Here is a 17,291-nt window from a genome sequence, read left to right as displayed (position 1 = left end):
AGCCGGCCCGCTATTTGACCCCGCCCTTCATTGCATGGCCGAGGTTGAAGATCGGCAGATAGAGCGCGAGGATCACGCCGCCCGCGATGCCGCCCATCACGACAATCATGAGGGGCTCGATGAGCGAGGAGAGCGTCGCCACCGACTGATCGACCTGCTGCTCGTAGTACGTCGCAGCGCGCCCGAGCATGGTCGGCAGCGTGCCGCTTTCCTCGCCCGTGGCCACGAGCTGCGTGACCATGCTCGGGAACTCTCCGGTCTGCCGGAGGGTATCCGCGATGGTGCCACCGTCGCGCATGCGCTGGGTCGCCCCGGTCAGCGCCTCCTCGATGACGGCGTTGCCGGACACCCGCGCGACCGTCTCCATGGCCTCGATCAGGGGAATACCGGCATTGAGCAGGACGCTGAGCGTCCGGCACGTCCGCGCCATGATGGACTTCCTGATCAGCGAGCCGAACAGCGGCATATTGAGCTTCATGCGATCGAACGTCCTGCGGCCGCCGGGCGTCTGGTAGATCGAGTAGAAGACCAGCACCACGACGCCGAGGCCCAGCATCATGAACAGCAGGTAGTTGCGCAGGACATTGCTCACGCCGATGAGGATCCGGGTCGGCAGGGGCAGCACAGCGCCCGCCTTCTCGTACACGTTCTGGAAGATAGGCACGATCTTGAGGATCATGAAAATCACGATCAGGATCGCGACGACCAGGATGACCGCGGGGTAGGCGATGGCGCCCTTCACCTTGCGGCGGATTGCGTCCGTCTTCTCGAGGTACGTGGTCATCGTGTCCAGGACGACGGGCAGGGAGCCGCTGAGCTCGCCGGCACGGACGATCGACACGTACAGCGTGTTGAACACGTGCGGGTGCTGGGCCAGCGCGTCGGCGAACGTGCCGCCCGCGGTGATATCGTCGCGCACGCTCTCGAGGACCTTGGTGAAGACCTTGTGGGTGGACTCCGCCGCGAGCGCCGTCAGAATCCGGACAAGGTGCAGGCCTCCGCCGAGCATGGCGGCGAGCTGGCCCGTGAACAGGAGGACGGTGCCGAGGTTGACCCCCGACGACAGGCGCTTGAACGACTGGCGGAGATTGGTGACCACCTGCCCGGCGTTGATCGTGCCGATGCCGCCACCGCCGCCCGAACGGGCGGGGCGGAGCGACAGCACGATCTGCCCCCGCTCCCGAAAGCGCGTGATGAGCTCGGCCTGCTCGGCGGCCTCGGCGGTGCCGCGGCTCACCGAGCCTTTGCGGTCTGCGACCTCGTATTGGTAGACCGGCATGGTTTACTCCCCGTCCGCCGCCACAGCGAGAACTTCCTCGAGCGTCGTGAGCCCGCGCGCGGCTTGGCGGAAGCCGCACTGCTTGAGCGTGACCATGCCCGACTCGACCGCGTAGCGCTGGATCTTGTCCCCGTCCGTACCGTCGATCAGCATGCGACGCACCTCCGCATCGACGGCAAACACCTCGTAGAGCGCCATCCGGCCCGCATAGCCCACGTTGCGGCAGGTCTTGCAGCCGCGCCCGCGGTAGAGGACTTCCGGCCCCGGGTCTGGGGCGAAGAGCGCCAGCTCGTCCGCCGTGGGCCGGTAGGACTCCTTGCAATCCTTGCAGATCCTGCGCACCAGCCGCTGGGCCGCGGCCACGTTCACGGCCGACGCCACCAGGAAGGGCTCGACCCCGATGTTGATGAGGCGCACGAGGGTCGACACGGCGTCGTGGGTGTGGAGCGTCGAGAGCACGAGGTGACCCGTCAGCGCGGCCTTGACGGCGATCTGCGCCGTCTCCTGGTCGCGGATCTCGCCGATCATGATGATGTCCGGATCCTGGCGCAGGATGGAGCGCAGCGCCCGCGCGAAGTCGAACCCGATCTCGCTCTTGACATGCACCTGCTGGATGCCCGGCTGGCGGTACTCGACCGGATCCTCGACCGTGACCACGTTCTTGCGCGGCGACTTGATGAACTTGAGCGCCGTGTGCAGCGTCGTCGACTTGCCGCTGCCGGTCGGCCCGGTGATGAGCACCATGCCCCAGGGCCGCCGGATGCCCTTCAGGAACGCCTCGAGCTGCTCCTTCTCGAAGCCGAGGTTCTCGACGCTGTAGCGCTCGAGGACGGCCGCCTTCTCGAGGAGCCGGAGCACGACCTTCTCGCCGTACACGGTGGGCAGCGTCGAGACCCGGAAGTCGAATTCCTGGCCGTGGATGCGCGAGGCGAAGCTGCCGTCCTGAGGCAACCGCCGCTCGGCGATGTCCAGACGCGAGATGATCTTGATGCGGGAGACCACCGCCAGGTGGAGCTGCCGCGGGACCTCGAGCAGGTCGAAGAGCAGCCCGTCGATGCGGTACCGGACTTTCGTCCGGTCCTCGCCCGGCTCGACGTGGACGTCGGAGGCGCCGTCCAGCGCGGCCCGGCCCAGGACATAGTTGACGACGCGCACGACCGGCGGGTCGTCGGCCTGGCTCTGCAGCTGCCGGATGTCGATGACGCTCTCGGCCGCGGAGGCCGCCGACGGGCCCACGTTGAGCCCGAGGTCGACCTTGAGCGCGTCGTCGAGGCCCCCGTTGCTGACGGTCGCGTTCGCGATCTTGCGGTACGTCTTCTCGATGGCTTCCTGGATGGCCCCGCCGGGACCGATGCGGAAGTCGACGTCGAGCCCGGTGGCCCGCCGGAGGTCGTCCAGGGCCATGACGTTCAGCGGATCGGCCGTGGCCACGATCAGCTTTCGGCCCGAGCGCTGGGACGCGATCACGCCGTACTGGCGGGCAACCTCCTCCGGCACCAGCTTGACCACATCGGGGTCGAGGGCATCCAGTTCCTGGCGGGTGATCGACTCTTTGCGGAACTGCGCGCCGAGGTACTTGATGAGCATGTCCTCGTCGATCAGCTTCATGTCGATGAGGATCTGCCCCAGGCGCTCGCGGGTCTTGCGCTGGCGCTCGAGAGCCTGCTTCAGCTGGTCGGTCGTCAGGACCTTGTCGTTGACCAGCATCTGGCCCAGCGGCGCCCACGCCCAGCGGTCTTGGGGCTCGCTCATTCCCCGGGCCTCCGGGCACCCATCTCCTCGAGCCGCGCCATGATCGTCGCGCGGTCGGGGCTGTCGCCGGGGCTCTTCGCGAGGAACGCCCGGTAATGGCGCGCAGCCTCGGCGGCACGCCCCTGGCGGTCCAGCACCACGGCGAGGTTTCGGTGGGCCTCGGGATGCCCCGGCGCCGCGCGGAGCGCCCGGCGGAAGGCCTCAACGCCGCGCGCTTCGTCTCCCGAGCGAACCAGCACCACGCCCAGGCTGTCCCAGGCCTCGGCGTCCGTCGGATCGACCTCGACCGCTTTCCGGAAGGCGGCCACAGCCTGGTCCAGCTCGCCGCTCTGCGCCGCGTCAATTCCGGTCCGCATCAGCGCCGCCACGCGGTCGCTAACGCGCACCGCCGGAGGCGCAGGCGCGGGCAGCGGCGCCGCAGGGGCCGAGACTGGGGTGGGCGCCCCTGCGCGGGCGGAGGACCGCGCCGGGCCTTGGGGGGAAAGCATGACCGCGACGGCGAGAGCACCCATCACTACCACAATAACTAAACTTCCCACGATACGCCATTGTCGCCGGGGCTCGGCGCTCTCACCCAGGCGCGGGATGCCGCCCAGACCTGGGCGGCGGACCCGCTTGTCGTCCATACCCATAAGGATGTCGGCCAGCCGGCTCACTGGGCCCCGCCCTCGGCAATTGTGGGGTTGAACCGCCCGCCGACCACGCGGGACAGGGCTATGGCGGTCCGTGGCCCGACGATACCGTCCTCGTGCAGCCCACCGACCGCCCTCTGGAAGCGGCGCACGGCCTGCTGGAACCGGCTGTCGTAGCTGGGCGGCACGGGCGGGCTCAGGTAGCCGAGCTTCTGGAGCCGCAGGCCGATAGTCGTGAGCACCGTCGGCGTCAGGTCCCGCCATGGGTCGAGCGGGAGCTGGTCCACGTTGCGCCAGACGATCCACGCGGAGCGCGTCCAGGCCGGATCGAGCGTGTTGAGCGCGAAGCGCGCTTCCTCGCCCGACGGGGCGACAAGCGTCGCGGTGTCGGCGCCGATCCAGCGCAGCAGGTACGGCCGCCCGGCCGGCGCGTCGGACAGCTCGACGAGGGCCGGCAGCCCGATCGCGCGCAGGTCGGAGAGCGTCGTTTCGGGCAGAAAGGTGGCCGAGAGCTGATAGCGCGTGGCGACGCCCGATATGTCGAGGCTGCCGTCGGGGTTCGTCGGCCACGGCGGCACTGCGCCTGGAGCCGCGTCCTGGATGCCCCAGAGCGCGAGGAGACGCGTCATGAGCTGCCGCTGCGCCTCGGCGGCAGAAGAAATGACGGGGCGATCAGGGGGCGGCGGCGCCACGCCAGGGGTCAGCGCCAGCGGCGCCGCGGAAACGGGTGACTGCCCCGCCGAGGGCGCGCCTACCGGGCTTGGGGCCGCGGGAGACAACGCGGCCGGCGCCGCGGCGATATTCTGTGGAGGCTTGGCTTGGGCGCCGGCGCGGAGGCCGCCCAGGCTGAAGCCGCCCCAGTACGCCGCGGCGCCGCCCGCGCCCAGAAGCACCACAGCCGCACCCACGACCACAGCGGCGCGCCGCATCCCACCCGCCGGCGCCCACGTCCGGACGTAGCGATTGCGCCCCTGGCGGCCGCCCTCGAGGTTCCGCACCGCGCTCGTCACCAGGGTCGGAGTGATCTCGCGGACGCGGTTGCTGAAACCCGCCATGAGCGCCCGGTCGCAGACCAGGTTGATAACGCGCGGGATGCCCCGACTGTACTTGTAGATCTTCGCCAGGGCGCCGCGCGTGAACGGCAGCGCCCCCGGCAGGCCCGCCACGCGAAGGCGGTGCTCGACGTAGCGGTACGTCTCCTTGCGCGGCAGGGGCTTGAGGTAGCACCGGATGCCGATCCGCTGGTCGAGCTGGCGCAGCTCGTTGAGCTTGAGCTTCTCCTCGAGCTCCGGCTGGCCGACGAGGAGGACCTGCAGGAGCTTGCGCGTGGCGGTCTCGAGGTTGGACAGGATGCGGATCTGCTCGAGGGACTCGACGCTCATCTGCTGGGCCTCGTCCACGATGACGAGCACCGTCTTGCCCTCGCTGCCGGTGGCCAGGAGGTACTGCGAGAGCGCCGCCATCAGCTCGCCCTTCGTCGAGCCCCGCCGCTCGACCCCGAGATCATCGAGGATCGTCCCGATGAGATCCGCGTCGGAGAGATGCGGGTTGAGCACGAGCGCGCTCTGCACGCTGTCGGGCAGCTCGCGCAGGAGCGCCCGGCAGAGCGTCGTCTTGCCAGTGCCGACGTCGCCCACCAGCGCCATGAGCCCCTTCTGGCTCGTGATGCCGTAGAGCAGTGTGGCGAGGATCTCGTGGTGGCCCTTGGACCGCAGCATGAAGCGCGGGTCCGGGGTCAGGACGAACGGCGGATCCTCGAGGCTGTAGTACGCCTCGTACATCGGCGGCTACCTCCGGCGGTTCCCGGGCGGTCGCACGGGCAGCAACCTCAGTTGGCCTTGGCTGCGGTCGGGATTTGAACAGGGCAGCGCGGCGACGGGCGGGGCGCCTCCTGCACCAGCACGGTGGGCGTCAGGAAGATCACCAGCTCTCGCTTCTGGGTGTCCTCGCCCTTCTGCTTGAACAGCCAGCCGAGGATGGGGATGTCGCCCAGGAGCGGCACCTTGCGTATCTGGTCGCGCGTGCGGAGCTGGGTGATGCCGCCGATGACCAGGCGCTGTCCCTCGTTCACCACCGTGTCCGTCGTCGTCTTCTGGGTGTTGATCGCCGGCGGGTTACCCGATTGGGAGCCGAGGTCCACGGTGGCCCCGCGGTTGTCGTTCTGCACGATGACCTGCAGCCGGATGCGGTGGGTGCCGCCGGATCTCGTCCCGGCCTGCGGCTCGTCCCTGCAGATGACCACCGGGGAGACCGCGAGCGACAAGGTCGCCTTCTTGAAATCGATCTTCGTGCCCGCTGCGCTGACCGTCGCGAAGGGAATTTCTTCGCCGATTTCTATAGTCGCGGCGTGGTTCTCCGCCACAACAACTTCCGGGCGGGCCAGCGACTGGGATCGGTTCTGGACGCGCAGCGCTTCGAGGGCCAGGTTGAGGTCCATCCGGCTGCCGATGATGCCGAAGGCGAAGCCGCCACCGCCGGCGGCCGCCGCGCCTTCCAGCAGGCTGGCGATGGGCAGGTTGACGAGATTGCCGCCGGCCGCGAGGCCCGTCGTGCCGAGGACCGGGATGACGTTGAGCAGGGATGCGTTCGGGATGGGCGGTGTGCTGGTGCCGGACGTGGGAATGCCGGACGTGTTGACCTGGTTCGAGGTGAACCCGCGCCCCACGATGGCCGTGCGGTCGTTGATGCCGAGCAGCCCGCCGCCCCCCCACTGCACGCCAAGGGCGAAGAGATCGCTGCGGTCAAGCAGCTCGAGCCGCGACTCGATCTTCACCTGCGGCGGCAGCAGGTCGAGCTGGGTCTCGATGGCCTCCTTGACGCGCTTCATCTGCTCATCGTAGAGCCGGAGGACGAGGCTGTTCGACGAGCAGTCCGTCCGGACCATGGGAGACGTCTCGCCGGCCGAGAAGCTCCCGATGCCGCTCCCAAGCTCCAGCGGCGCGGGGGGCGCAGGCGGCGCCGGCTGAGGACCGAACAACGCGGAGAAGGGAGGCAGGGCCCCGAGACCCCCGGGAGGGCCCGACACCCTGCCCGGTGCGGGCTGCACCTGCAGCGTCCCGGCGTTCGCCGCGCGGGAGAGGTTGACGGCGCTTCGCTCCGCCTCGGTCGCCGAGCTCGCTCCGCCGCCGCCGGTAGGGTCGAGCGCCTCGATTTTCAGCTTGTCGTCCTCCTTCAGGAACCGGCACGGCTTGATAAGGATGTCTGGGCCAATGCCCACCATCGCGAGGACGGTCTTGGCGACAACGCCCGGATCCTGATACCTGAGCCGGATGATCTCCTGTTTGATCTCGCCCCGCTGCGACTGGATCTCCGAGTTCTTCTGCGTCACCTGTGACTCCGCCAGCTTGACGGCGCTGTCGGCAGCCTGCCTCTGCGCCTCGTTGACGCGCTTGGAGACGTCGGCGTCCCGAGTTGCGCTGCTGACCAGCGCGTCGACCCGCCCTCTCTCGTCCTTGACGAGGCGGTCACTCGTGCTGACGCGCAGAAGCTCGCCCTGCTTCACGCAGACGAGCCCATTGGCGTCGAGGATGCCCTGGAAGACGTCACGAACGGGAGCGCGGTAGAAGTCCAGCGTGACGGTACCCGTGACGTCGTCCGTGACGACCATGTTGACGCGATAGTTCTGGGCGAGCAGCCGCAGGGTGCTCTGCGTGCTGGCGTCCCGCAGCGCCAGGTTGATCGGGTCGGTGGGCAGGCGCTCGTAGCAGTCGAGGCTCCGGGTGCTGGGCGGCGTCGAACCCGACTGGGGGTACGCGGTCCCGATCCAGAACAGCGGCAGCGCCGCGGCGGCGGCAGCAACAACTCGTGTCCACGAAGGCATGGCTCGATTTACCTCCTCGGCCCTGACGGGCCGCCGGGAGCCGGTGGGGACGGCGCAGGTGCCGGCCCAGAGGGACCCGGCTCAGACGGTTTACCAGGTGCGGGCTGCTTCTTGCTGGCGACTGCCCCGATGTCAGGGAGCGACAGCCGGCGGGGGGTTCCGTCGGGCTGACGGAGCAGCACGGCCGTATCGGTGATGTGCTCGATGGTATAGCCCGCTATCTTCTCGCCGGTCCTGACGATCTGGTTGTTCAGGATCGCGAGATGGCCGCCCGGGAAACCCACGATGCCTTGCAGGTCGAAGGCGGCGCGCGGGGCGCTGCCCTCAGCCATGCGAGGCCGGTCCACGGGCCTGCCGAAGGCGAACGGGTCGCGGAACTCGGAGGCCGCCGTCGGCACGGGCAGCGACAGCCCCGTCAACGGCGCCGACGGCGTGAGCGAGACGCCGCTGGCCTTCGCGGCGTCCTCGATGATCTTGCGCGCCTGTTGGGTCAGCTGGAGTGCCGTCACCCTGAATTTCGCCAGGACCTCCGCGCTGACCCGTGGCTGGGGGGCCTGCCCCGGCTGTGGCGGTGCGGGAGCCTGCGCGGCCTGCGCCTCGACGGAGACGTTGTCGAGCGTCCCGCGCTCGGTCTCGACGCGGGCGGCCATGTCCACGAGGTCCTGGAAGGGCCCCAGCACCGTCAGCGCGTGCCAGGACTTGCTGAACTGGGGCGTCGCCTGCTGCTCGAGGGGGCCGACGGCCAACACCTTGAGCCGCGAACCCTGCGTCAGCTCGGCCACGCGCGAGAGAAAGGCCACGGGATCGCCGGTCGTCCCCGTCCAGCTCATCTCCTGGAGCGTGGTCGCGTTGCTCTTCATCTCGGTGAGAATCTCCTTCTGCTTCTGCTCGATGGCCGCCCTGAGCCTGGCCACCTCCGCCGCAGCCTGGGCGCCGCTGGTCCTGAGCGAGCGCGAATACTGCAGGAGCCCGATCAGGCCCCCGACGAAGACCACGACGAGGACGATCCAGAAGATCGCGAGCTCGCGCTCCCTCACCGCGGCTTCTCCGCGAGCATGATGACGATCTGAAGCTGCGCGCCCTCGCCGGCCGCCGCGCCCCCGCCGCCCGGCAGCTTGATCTCCCAGCTCTTGAGCTGGTAGCGCTTCGAGATGGACGGGTCCTTGAGAAGACCGCCCATGAACTGCGCGATCTCCAGCAGCGGTGGCGGCCCGGGCCGGAGCGGCGTCAAGGCCTCGATGCGCAGCTCCCCCGCCCCGGCCGGGCCCCCCTGCGGCTGACCCTGCCCCGGCGGACCGGTCGCCGCGGCCGCACCCCCGCCCGCCTCGACTTTCTGGAGCTTGAGAGTCTGGGGAATCTGCTGGCGGAAGGCGTTGAGCACCTCGGCCCAGCGCACCTGTCGCTTGGCCTCGACGCTCAGGGCCTGGAGATCCTGGCGCAGGACCGTGAGGTCGCCGTCCCGCGTGGCGAGGTCGGCGCGCAGCTTGGGGATGGCACCCACGTCCTGGGACAGCCGGAGACGGGTCGGCAGGATGAGGGCAATCACCACGAGCAGAAGCACCCCCGCCGAGAACCCCGCCGCGATGATCAGGCGGCGGCGGCCCTGTGGGCCGATGAACCAGTCCTGCCACGTGTCGGCGACGTGGCCGGGATGAAGGAGATCGACCGAGAACCGTCCGCTCATAGTCCCCGAAGCGCCAGCCCGAAAGCCTGCAGGAACTGCGAGCCCGGCGGTCGCGGCACGTCGCCGACCTGCGCCGCGCGCACCTCGACGGCCTGGAGCGGGTCCATGATCTCGAAGGGGGCGGAGAGCCCGAGGCGATCCGCCAGCCAGCGGCCGATGTACGGGATGTCCGCCCAGCCGCCCAGCGCGTAGCGGGGCAGGCTCTCGCGATCGTACTCGGTGCGATAGAAGGTCAGCGACAGGCGGATGTCTTCCGCCATCCGCTCGACAACCTCCCGACATGCCGTCTCGGCCTTGGGCGCCTCGGCCGGCGCGATCGTCCGCGTGAAGCTCTCGGTGGAATAGGGCGAGAGCTGAAAGGCGACGCGGATCTGCTCGGTGAAGGCCTCGGCCCCGACTTCGAGATAGCGCGCGACGACCGGGCCCTGCTCGCTGAAGAGGCACAGCACCGAGTTCTGCCGCCCGATGTTGACCACCACGAGGAGCTCGCCCGTCTCCAGGCCGGTGAGGTGCAGGGCGCCGTTCAGGATGGCCAGCGGCTCGACGTCGAGCACCTGGACGTTGACGGCCGCCTGCTTGAGCAGCTGCGCGCGCTCGTCCACGAGGAGGCGCGGCACGCTCACCGAGAGGATCTCGTTGGTGCTCTTGTCCTCGGCCGAGCGGAGGATCTGGGCGTCCAGGACGGACTCGTCGGGCGGATGAAGGCCGAGATCGCGGTACTGCATCTCGAGCGCGGGGATGATCCGGGCGGCCGGCAGCGGCGGCAACGTCACCTGGCGAATCACGACCTCGGGACCTCCGACGGAGGCCACGACGGGCTCGCCGTCGGCGCCCGCGTCGGCCATCGCCAGGTGAATCGCCTGGCTGACCTGTTGCACCCGTGTCTCGGCCGCCACCGGCGCGGACCCGAGACCCGTGATCACGAGATCATCTCCTCGGCCTTCCAGCGCCAGGGCCTTGACCGAGCCGGAGCCGATGTCGAGGCCCACGACCCGCCGGCGGCGAAGGAAACTTTTGAGCATAGGCCCCTTGTCTTCTCGGGAGGTCGGCGCCCCAAAGCGGCGGCCGACCCGGTCATCTCACGTGATTTGTGCGAAGGTATCAGACTATAACAACAGGACGACCAAATTCCCGAGAAAAAACTTACGGTTACTGGTACTGGCAGGTACCCGTCGGCGTTGTCGGCAAGGTGTCGCCGGGACCCCGGCGGCACTCGATCCAGAACCGGGGCACGACGTTGACAAGCCATCGGTTCCCCGACACTCCCGAGGAGGCGGGCAATTCGGCCGGAATCTTGCGAGGATCTGGGAAGCTGGCCTGGTAGAACCGCGGGTTTCCGCCTGAGGCGGACACCCCGGCGCAGCCACTGGTACTTGAAGAGTTGTTGAAGCACAGCTGCTGGGCCCGCAAGGAGCCGACCAGGTTCGACAAGTACTGTGTCTGGATGGCGCCCTCGCTGTACACGTACCCCATGAAACGCTTCACGGCGTTCGTGGATGACGCGTTGGCGATGTTTACGTTCGCGCCCGGCGTCCGGTTGATCAGGATCAAGAGATTGTTCTCGGGGAAGCGCTGCCCGCGTCCAGTGGCATCGGCACCGCAGGGGGACGCCGAGCATGCGGTCTGCAGGGTGTTCTCGATGTCGATCACGCCAAGGTTGCCGGTAAAGATCATCGCCGACCCGCGGTACTGGTAATCTCGTGGCGGGTTGCTGGTGAAGGCGATTCTCCATCTATCGGCGTGATAAATCAGCACCGGGTTCGAGGGATCGTTCGCGGCGGCGCACCCGAAACGCCCCAAACCGTTGTCGGTGGGATTGTCGACGCCGAACTCGAGCGTCGGCACGGTCGCATAGTTTGGCGGCAGGTTCACAATGTTGTCGGACACCAGGCCGACGTCGCGCCGGCGCCAGCAGATCTCACCGACCTGCACCACGCCTATCTTGTTCACGAACTTGAACGTGTGACAAAAGCCGAACCCCGGGCCGGAGGCGGCGTCCGTGAGACCGGCTACAAACGCAGCGCCGAAGTTCCCTGTCGTAGGGCCGTAGCTCGTCCCGCAGTACCCGCCATTCGCGAGTTTGAAGTCCAGGCGCGCGTTCGTGAGAGGCACGCCGACCGGCGCCTCGAATGGAGCACCCAAGAGCAATGGGTTCAGCTGGGCATGGTCGACGAAGAAATCCGCCCACCAGTTAGCGTAGGGCGTCCCGTTGATGACGGTGGCAAAGTCCGCCTGTGGATACAGGACCGAGACGTTCAGCTGCTCCTTGAGCGGCAGTTTCGGCGGCCTGTACGGGTACGGCTTGGTGTAGTTGTTGGTGTCGACGTAGATGGCCGAGCTCCCGCCGAAGCTGAACTTGCTGCCCGTGCAGGGAAACGGGCAGCCGTCGGCGACATAGACACCATCTATGCGCCCCTTGCCATACCGGCTGCCGACGGTGGCATCGCCGTAGGCGCTCCCCGTCTGGACGGTGCTGATCCCGAGGTCGGTGTTGCCGTTGAGCGTGACCATGGTGTTCGAGACGTTCCCGTAGACCTTCAGCTCGGCCTCGAGCGATTCGACGAGATTGGTGCCTCCGGTGCAGCCGGCGCCCGTTGGGCAAATGGCCTGCCGGGGCGTGAGCCGCGCGAGCGTGCGCACCCCGGCAAGGTCGGTGTCGGGCCAGAGATCGGCCCAGTTGTTCCTCATGCCCATGCCGGAGCCACCGTCGATCTGGAACGCCGGATTGATCGTGGTAGTGCCGAGGATCTGGACCGAGCCCGCGATGAGCACCCGCCCGTCGATGGCCGGATTGTTGCTGGCACCGCTGGCCTTCTCGGCAGTCAGGCCGCCCGCGAAGTACGACGTGCTGTAGGCCTTGACCAGCGCCTGCACGGTGCGCACCGCCTGGTAGCCGGGAGGGAAGCCCGCCGCCACCGTCCCGGTGCTGCGGACGAACATCAGGTTGGCGCAGACCGTCGTGCTCGGGGACGACGGGATGCAGGTCTGGCCGTGGGGATACGTGTAGCCCGCCCCCTGGGAGATCGGGTTGTTCGCTTCCGCCACCGACACCTGCTTGAGCTCGACGGTGAAGGTACCGCCCGGATCCTGGCCGGTGAGGGGGTCCAAGCCGGCGACGGGCAGCGTGTTGTTGGCGAGGGTCATCGTTTGGTACACGGCCGTCCCGCAGGCAACGGTGCACGTCGGCCTGTTCGGGCCGTCCACCCAGCTCTCGCTTCCATAGGGGTCGGCGAGGAATCTGTTGCTCAGCTCGCGGATGGCGCGCTCCATCCCGGCCTGCGCCAATTCAAATGCCCGGGCGTCGCCGAGGCTCGCCCCGGCCTGCTCCCCCTCGATCTGGCCGAGCTCGAACAGCGCGAGACCCAGTATCGTAATGACTACGATCATCACCAGGGAAATCAGCAGGGCGCTTCCGCGCTGGTCTCTGAGCAGCGGCCTCAGTAGGATCATGGCGGCTCCTCAGTTCCTCGAGGTGATGCCGAAGCCGAACCGCATGCCGACGTAGGTCGGGAACTGCGGGTTCAAGATCGTATTGTCGGTGAGATCGAAGCGCACGTTCACGAGCGACGTCGTGACGGACAGCGCGATGTCGCCCGAGCCGTCCGTCCCGCATGATAGGGGTGTGCCGGGATGATCAATGCACGTCACGCGGGTGAACGTGGTGTTCCGCACTCGGAGGGGGGCCCCGAGCCGGGTCGCCACCTCGCTGGGCGTCAGGTTGAGCATGTTGGAGGGGAATCCCCCGGTGCAGCCCGCGGTCCAAGTGCCGACCTGGCACATGAAAAGATCGGCGTCGGTATCGTCCCCCTCGGGTCTCTGGTAGATGCAGCGTATCGTTCCATTGGCGCCCTCGACCGCCAGCGAGCGGCCGGCGGTCGCGTTCCCCCCACAGAGCACCACCTGCACCCCCACGGAGTTCTTGGCCCAGCGCGCGATCTGCTCCTGGAGCAGGGTGCCCTGCCGCTGGACGTAGGCCTGGCTCGCGCCGAAGTCGAAGGCCCGCCTGCTGGTCACGTACAGGGAACCGACTGCGCTCAGGACGATCACGGAGATGAACGCCGTGATCAGGATTTCCACCATGCTGACGCCCCGGGCATCTCCGAGCGCCCGCCGGCCGCGCCGACGGAGGCTCACCGGCGTACCAGCACGGTCTGCATGACCGCGGGCGTGGTCTGCGGATCGGTCACCGGCTGGTTGTTGTTCAGCGCGCGCACGGTGACGACCACGAGCCTGGCCTGCGGCTCGAGGCCGGTCGCATCCGGGCAGCCCCCAGCGTTCCAGGCGATGGCGAAATTGGTCGAGCAGACCTCCGTGATGCCGGTCGTACGCTCGTACCCCGGGTTATTCGGAATCAGGGTCCAGATCAATTCCCTGCGGGGATCAGGCGGAAACTTCGTCCCGTAGCCGGTGGCACGTATCTGCTCGATGCGCTGTTGCGCCAGCTGCGCCGAGATCCGGTCTGTGCCGCTCGACTGGACAAAGGTCTGGCCGGTCGAGAACATCATCAAGACCCCCATCCCGGCGATCGCGACGAGCGCTGAGGAGAGGACGGCCTCGAGGAGGGTGAAGCCGGAAGTGGACTCGAGGATACGGACTCGCGGCGCCGTCCGGAGCCTCCTACAAAAAGCGGCAACGCCGCTCTCAATTTTTGTATAGGTACGAAGCACGATCCGACACCTCCCCATCCAGCCGTCGTTGCCCACAGATTCCAAGCTCCCGACTCGCTGGGATCGACCGGAAAGCCTTATACACCAGCCCATTGGCCGACACCGAAGGGTAACCGTAATCCCCTCCATCTGTCAATGGCAACAGGCAACCCGGGGACTCTTCCGGCCGCCATTTTCGCTTCCTTAATCAAACCCTTACAAGGACCGTGCCACCAGCTTCCCGGGCTTGGTGGCGGGATCTTCTGCCCCCGCCCGGGCTGGCCCCACCCGGCCAGCGTCAGTCGGGCTCGTGTTCGGCCACACGGTGTACGCGACAACGACCGTCCTCTCGGCGTTCATGGATAGGACTGGGCAGCGGTATCACGGCCGGGGCCGTCGCCCGGTACCCGATCGAGCGGCTGGACGCGGTCGAGATCGAGCCCGCCGTGGTCGAGGCCTCCCGCCTCTTCCGTCAGCTCCACGGAGGGGTGCTCGAGGATCCCCGGGTCCGGACCGTCATCGCCGACGGCCGCAACTTCCCGCTCACGACCCGGGAGCGCTACGACGTGATCATTTCGGAGCCGTCGAACCCCTGGATGAGCGGGCTCGCGTCGCTGTTTTCCGAGGAATTCTTCCGGCTCGCCCGGGAACGGCTGCGCCCGGGCGGGATCATGCTCCAGTGGATCCAAGCCTACAATATCCGGCCGGAGGACTTCCGCATGGTGGTCAACACGTTCCGATCCGCGTTCCCCGCCGCCAGCATGTGGAATCCCGTGCGGGGCGACTTCCTCCTCGTCGGCCGGCGCGAGAGCTCATCGATCGACCTCGACCAGATCCGCACCCGCTTCGACGGCAACGCCCTCGTGCGGCGCGATCTCGAGCGGATCGGGGTCCGCGCGTGGCCGGGCATCCTGGGCTACTTCATGCTGGGCGAGGCGGACACGGCGCGCTTCGCGCAGGGCGGAGGCCTCAACACCGACGACAAGCTGCCGCTCGAATTCTCCGCGCCGCGCGCGCTCTACCTGGATACCGGGGAGGCGAACTGGCGGCTGGTCCACCAGTTTCGGCACGCGTCCCTGCCCGAGGTGACGGCCTCGAGCCGGCCCGCGCTCGAGCACGCGGATGTCCGGTCGAGAATCGGCAGCGTCGACCTGACGCGCTTGGCCTACGACGACGCGCAGCAGCAGTTCGAGCGCGCCCTCGAGCTCGACCCGCGGAGCCTGCCGGCGCAGGTCGGGATGAGCATCGTGCTGCTCCAGAAAGACCGGACCGAGGAGGCCTTCCGCCTGGCCCGGCAGGTGGCGGAGCGCGAGCCCAAGAACGCCACCGCGCTCTTCGTGGCCGGGATCGCCGCGGGCCGCCTGCGCAAGCCCGATGAGGCGCTGACGCTCATTCGCCGCGCCGTCGCACTCGAGCCGGACAATGCCCAATTCCAGGTGGCTCTCAGACACCTCGAGCGGACGGCGGTGAAGCCGTGAGCGGTGGCTAGCCCAACTTCCGCAGTTCGAGGGGGTCAGGGTAATGGTTTCAGTGGGTTACGGAAAAAGTCGGCACTACACCGGCGGGGTCTGGGCCAGGCCTCGGGCGATGCGGAGGCGCTCAGGAAGTTCCAAGCCGAGCCGGTCGAGCAGGGCGGCTTGAGCGGCGTCGGGGCGGACGACGCAGCGAAGGCGGAGCTCCCGACCGTCCTCGGTCGGGAGGACGACGTCGGTGCTCTGGATGCGCCGGAGTTCCTCGAGGATGGTGCGGGGACTGTGGCCGAGGCCCGCGCGCTGCTGCCACTGCTCCAGGGTCTTCCAGAGGACGTAGGCGAGGAAGCAGACGAGGATGTGGGCTTTGACCCGGTCCTCCTTCTGATGCCAGATCGGGCGCAGCGAGAGGTCGCTCTTGTGGATGCGGAAGGCCGCCTCAGCCTGGGTGAGCTGGATGTAGGTGCGCCAGAGGTCCTCGGCGCTCCAGTCGGCGATGTTGGTGCGGAGGACGTAGCAGCCCTCGCTCCAGCGCGCCCAGTCGTCCCATTCGGGACGGGCCGTCCACTCCAGGCGCACGCCGGCGGGGACGGTGGCGTCCGGGACGAGCTCGATGAGGTAGCGGCCGGCGGCGCGGGTGTTGAGCGCGAGCAGGCGGCCGAGTTGCCGTTCCAGGCGGCGCGCGTCCAGGGCCCGGCGGGCCCGCTGCAGGCGGCGCCCCAGGCGCGCGAGGCCGTCGTCGATCCGCCGGGTGAAGCGTGCATGCATCGCCCGCTCTTTCTCGCGGCGTTCGACCGAGCGGACGAGCACGAAGGTCTCGGCCCCGTCCGGGCCGGTGCACTGCTTGGCCTCCACGCCGTCCCGCACCGCGTGCCAGTCCTGCGCGTCGGCGATTTGGCGGGCCCACTTGCGCAGCTCGCTCTTGGGCATCCCCACGAGGTAGCGGCGGCCGCCCGCGCGCAACCACGTGAGGTTGTCCTCGCTGGTCATCCCGCGATCCATGACCCAGATCCGGTGGGCGACCCCGAACCGGGTCTCCATCGTCTCGACGATCTCCTCGACCGTGGTCACATCCGTGCGGTTGCCGGCGAAGAGCTCGTAGCCCACCGGCATCCCCTCCCGGCTCACGACCAGGGCGATGCAGACCTGCTTGCAGTCGGGGCGGTGATCGCGGCTGTGGCCGCGCTGCGCGAGAGGATTGCGGGCGGCCTGGCCTTCGAAGTAGGTGCTGGTCACATCATACAGGAGCAGGTCGTAGTCGAGGGCGAACAGCTCCCCCAGGCGGGCGACGAGATGCTGCTCGAGCGCGGGCTTGTGGGCGAGGAGCTGGTCGAGGGCCCGGTACAGCCGGTCGTCGTTGACCCGGGCCGCGGGCAGCGCCAGCAGATCCTCGAGCGCGGTGCGCCGATACCAGTCCTCGGCGATATGCAGCTCGCTCGAGGGCTCGCACAGCCGGGCCAGGACCAGCACGGCGGCCATGGTGGCCCACGGCACCGCCTCGCGCCCTTCGGGCAACAGGCGCGCGAGGACACCTCATCGAGCCGCAGGGCGCGCCACAGGGTCCAGCCGAGCCACACGTCGCCGAACGTGCGGCCGCGTTCGAGCCGGATGCGCCGCAGGCGCACCGGCACGGCCGGCTCGGCCTCGGCGGGCGTGAACAGGTCGGGTTGCTCGCGGTCGCCGGTGATGGTGCGGGCCAGCGCGCGGGCCCGGGCGCGCCCGGCGGCGTCCAGTTCCCCGAGCTGCGCAACGGTGTGCTGCACGACCTTGCTGCCCACGCGCACGGAGCGGACCAGCCGCCAGTAGCGGTGGACCTTGCCGTCTTTCCGCCGCGTCGTATGGCGCAGGTACATTGTCCAGTGTATGCGCTTGGCCGCGCGCGCAAGTCAATGCACTTGGTCGGCACTACACGCACCGTGCCGGGCCCCGGTGTGCCGCGGCGCGCACTTACACCCCGGCGCGGCCCGAAACCCGGGGTCGCGCCGCTCGAACTGCGGAAGTTGGGCTAG

The 17,291-nt window shown here is 68.6% G+C and carries 13 protein-coding genes; 1 reads left to right on the top strand and 12 read right to left on the bottom strand.

Features of this window, described 5'->3' with window-relative positions; all coding sequences use genetic code 11:
* Window positions 1–10: 10 nt before the first annotated feature.
* The 11 genes from Q7W02_11400 to Q7W02_11350 all read right to left on the bottom strand — a co-directional run bounded on the left by Q7W02_11400 (window position 11) and on the right by Q7W02_11350 (window position 13,870).
* Window positions 11–1,279: a type II secretion system F family protein gene (locus Q7W02_11400; protein ID MDO8476769.1), complete on the bottom strand. Its 1,269-nt coding sequence runs from the start codon at window positions 1,277–1,279 to the stop codon at window positions 11–13.
* A 3-nt stretch (window positions 1,280–1,282) separates the two neighbouring features.
* A complete protein-coding gene (locus Q7W02_11395; protein ID MDO8476768.1) occupies window positions 1,283–3,031 on the bottom strand; it encodes an ATPase, T2SS/T4P/T4SS family in 1,749 nt (582 codons plus the stop codon).
* Window positions 3,028–3,387 carry a tetratricopeptide repeat protein gene (locus Q7W02_11390; GenBank protein ID MDO8476767.1) on the bottom strand — a complete coding sequence of 120 codons (360 nt, stop codon included), beginning with the start codon at window positions 3,385–3,387 and terminating at the stop codon, window positions 3,028–3,030. The genes Q7W02_11395 and Q7W02_11390 overlap by 4 nt, the downstream gene beginning before the upstream one ends.
* A gap of 296 nt (window positions 3,388–3,683) precedes the next feature.
* Entirely contained in the window at window positions 3,684–5,444 is a 1,761-nt protein-coding gene (locus Q7W02_11385) for an AAA family ATPase (protein MDO8476766.1), read from the bottom strand.
* Between the two features lie 47 nt (window positions 5,445–5,491).
* Window positions 5,492–7,483 (bottom strand): hypothetical protein, encoded by a 1,992-nt coding sequence (locus Q7W02_11380; protein MDO8476765.1) that lies wholly within the window; start codon window positions 7,481–7,483, stop codon window positions 5,492–5,494.
* Window positions 7,484–7,491: 8 nt separating this feature from the next.
* Window positions 7,492–8,520 carry a hypothetical protein gene (locus Q7W02_11375; protein ID MDO8476764.1) on the bottom strand — a complete coding sequence of 343 codons (1,029 nt, stop codon included), beginning with the start codon at window positions 8,518–8,520 and terminating at the stop codon, window positions 7,492–7,494.
* Window positions 8,517–9,167, bottom strand: coding sequence for a hypothetical protein (locus tag Q7W02_11370; GenBank protein MDO8476763.1), 651 nt, complete (start codon window positions 9,165–9,167; stop codon window positions 8,517–8,519). Before Q7W02_11370 ends, Q7W02_11375 begins: the two co-directional genes overlap by 4 nt.
* Window positions 9,164–10,189 (bottom strand): pilus assembly protein PilM, encoded by a 1,026-nt coding sequence (gene pilM / locus Q7W02_11365; GenBank protein ID MDO8476762.1) that lies wholly within the window; start codon window positions 10,187–10,189, stop codon window positions 9,164–9,166. The genes Q7W02_11370 and pilM overlap by 4 nt, the downstream gene beginning before the upstream one ends.
* A gap of 127 nt (window positions 10,190–10,316) precedes the next feature.
* Window positions 10,317–12,617: a hypothetical protein gene (locus Q7W02_11360; GenBank protein ID MDO8476761.1), complete on the bottom strand. Its 2,301-nt coding sequence runs from the start codon at window positions 12,615–12,617 to the stop codon at window positions 10,317–10,319.
* A gap of 9 nt (window positions 12,618–12,626) precedes the next feature.
* A complete protein-coding gene (locus Q7W02_11355) occupies window positions 12,627–13,301 on the bottom strand; it encodes a hypothetical protein (protein MDO8476760.1) in 675 nt (224 codons plus the stop codon).
* A complete protein-coding gene (locus Q7W02_11350) occupies window positions 13,298–13,870 on the bottom strand; it encodes a hypothetical protein (protein MDO8476759.1) in 573 nt (190 codons plus the stop codon). The genes Q7W02_11355 and Q7W02_11350 overlap by 4 nt, the downstream gene beginning before the upstream one ends.
* Window positions 13,871–14,040: 170 nt before the next feature.
* On the opposite strand from Q7W02_11350, the gene Q7W02_11345 reads away from it, so the two are divergent.
* Window positions 14,041–15,291 carry a tetratricopeptide repeat protein gene (locus Q7W02_11345; protein ID MDO8476758.1) on the top strand — a complete coding sequence of 417 codons (1,251 nt, stop codon included), beginning with the start codon at window positions 14,041–14,043 and terminating at the stop codon, window positions 15,289–15,291.
* Between the two features lie 75 nt (window positions 15,292–15,366).
* On the opposite strand, the gene Q7W02_11340 is transcribed toward Q7W02_11345, so the two are convergent.
* The gene (locus tag Q7W02_11340; GenBank protein ID MDO8476757.1) at window positions 15,367–16,776 is read right to left on the bottom strand and encodes an IS1634 family transposase; all 1,410 of its coding nucleotides are present in this window, start codon (window positions 16,774–16,776) and stop codon (window positions 15,367–15,369) included.
* Window positions 16,777–17,291: the final 515 nt, after the last annotated feature.

This window comes from Candidatus Rokuibacteriota bacterium, from assembly GCA_030647435.1.
GTDB lineage: Bacteria > Methylomirabilota > Methylomirabilia > Rokubacteriales > CSP1-6 > AR37.
The sequence above is the reverse complement of the archived record's forward strand: the minus strand, read 5'-3'. Positions and strand labels throughout refer to the sequence as shown.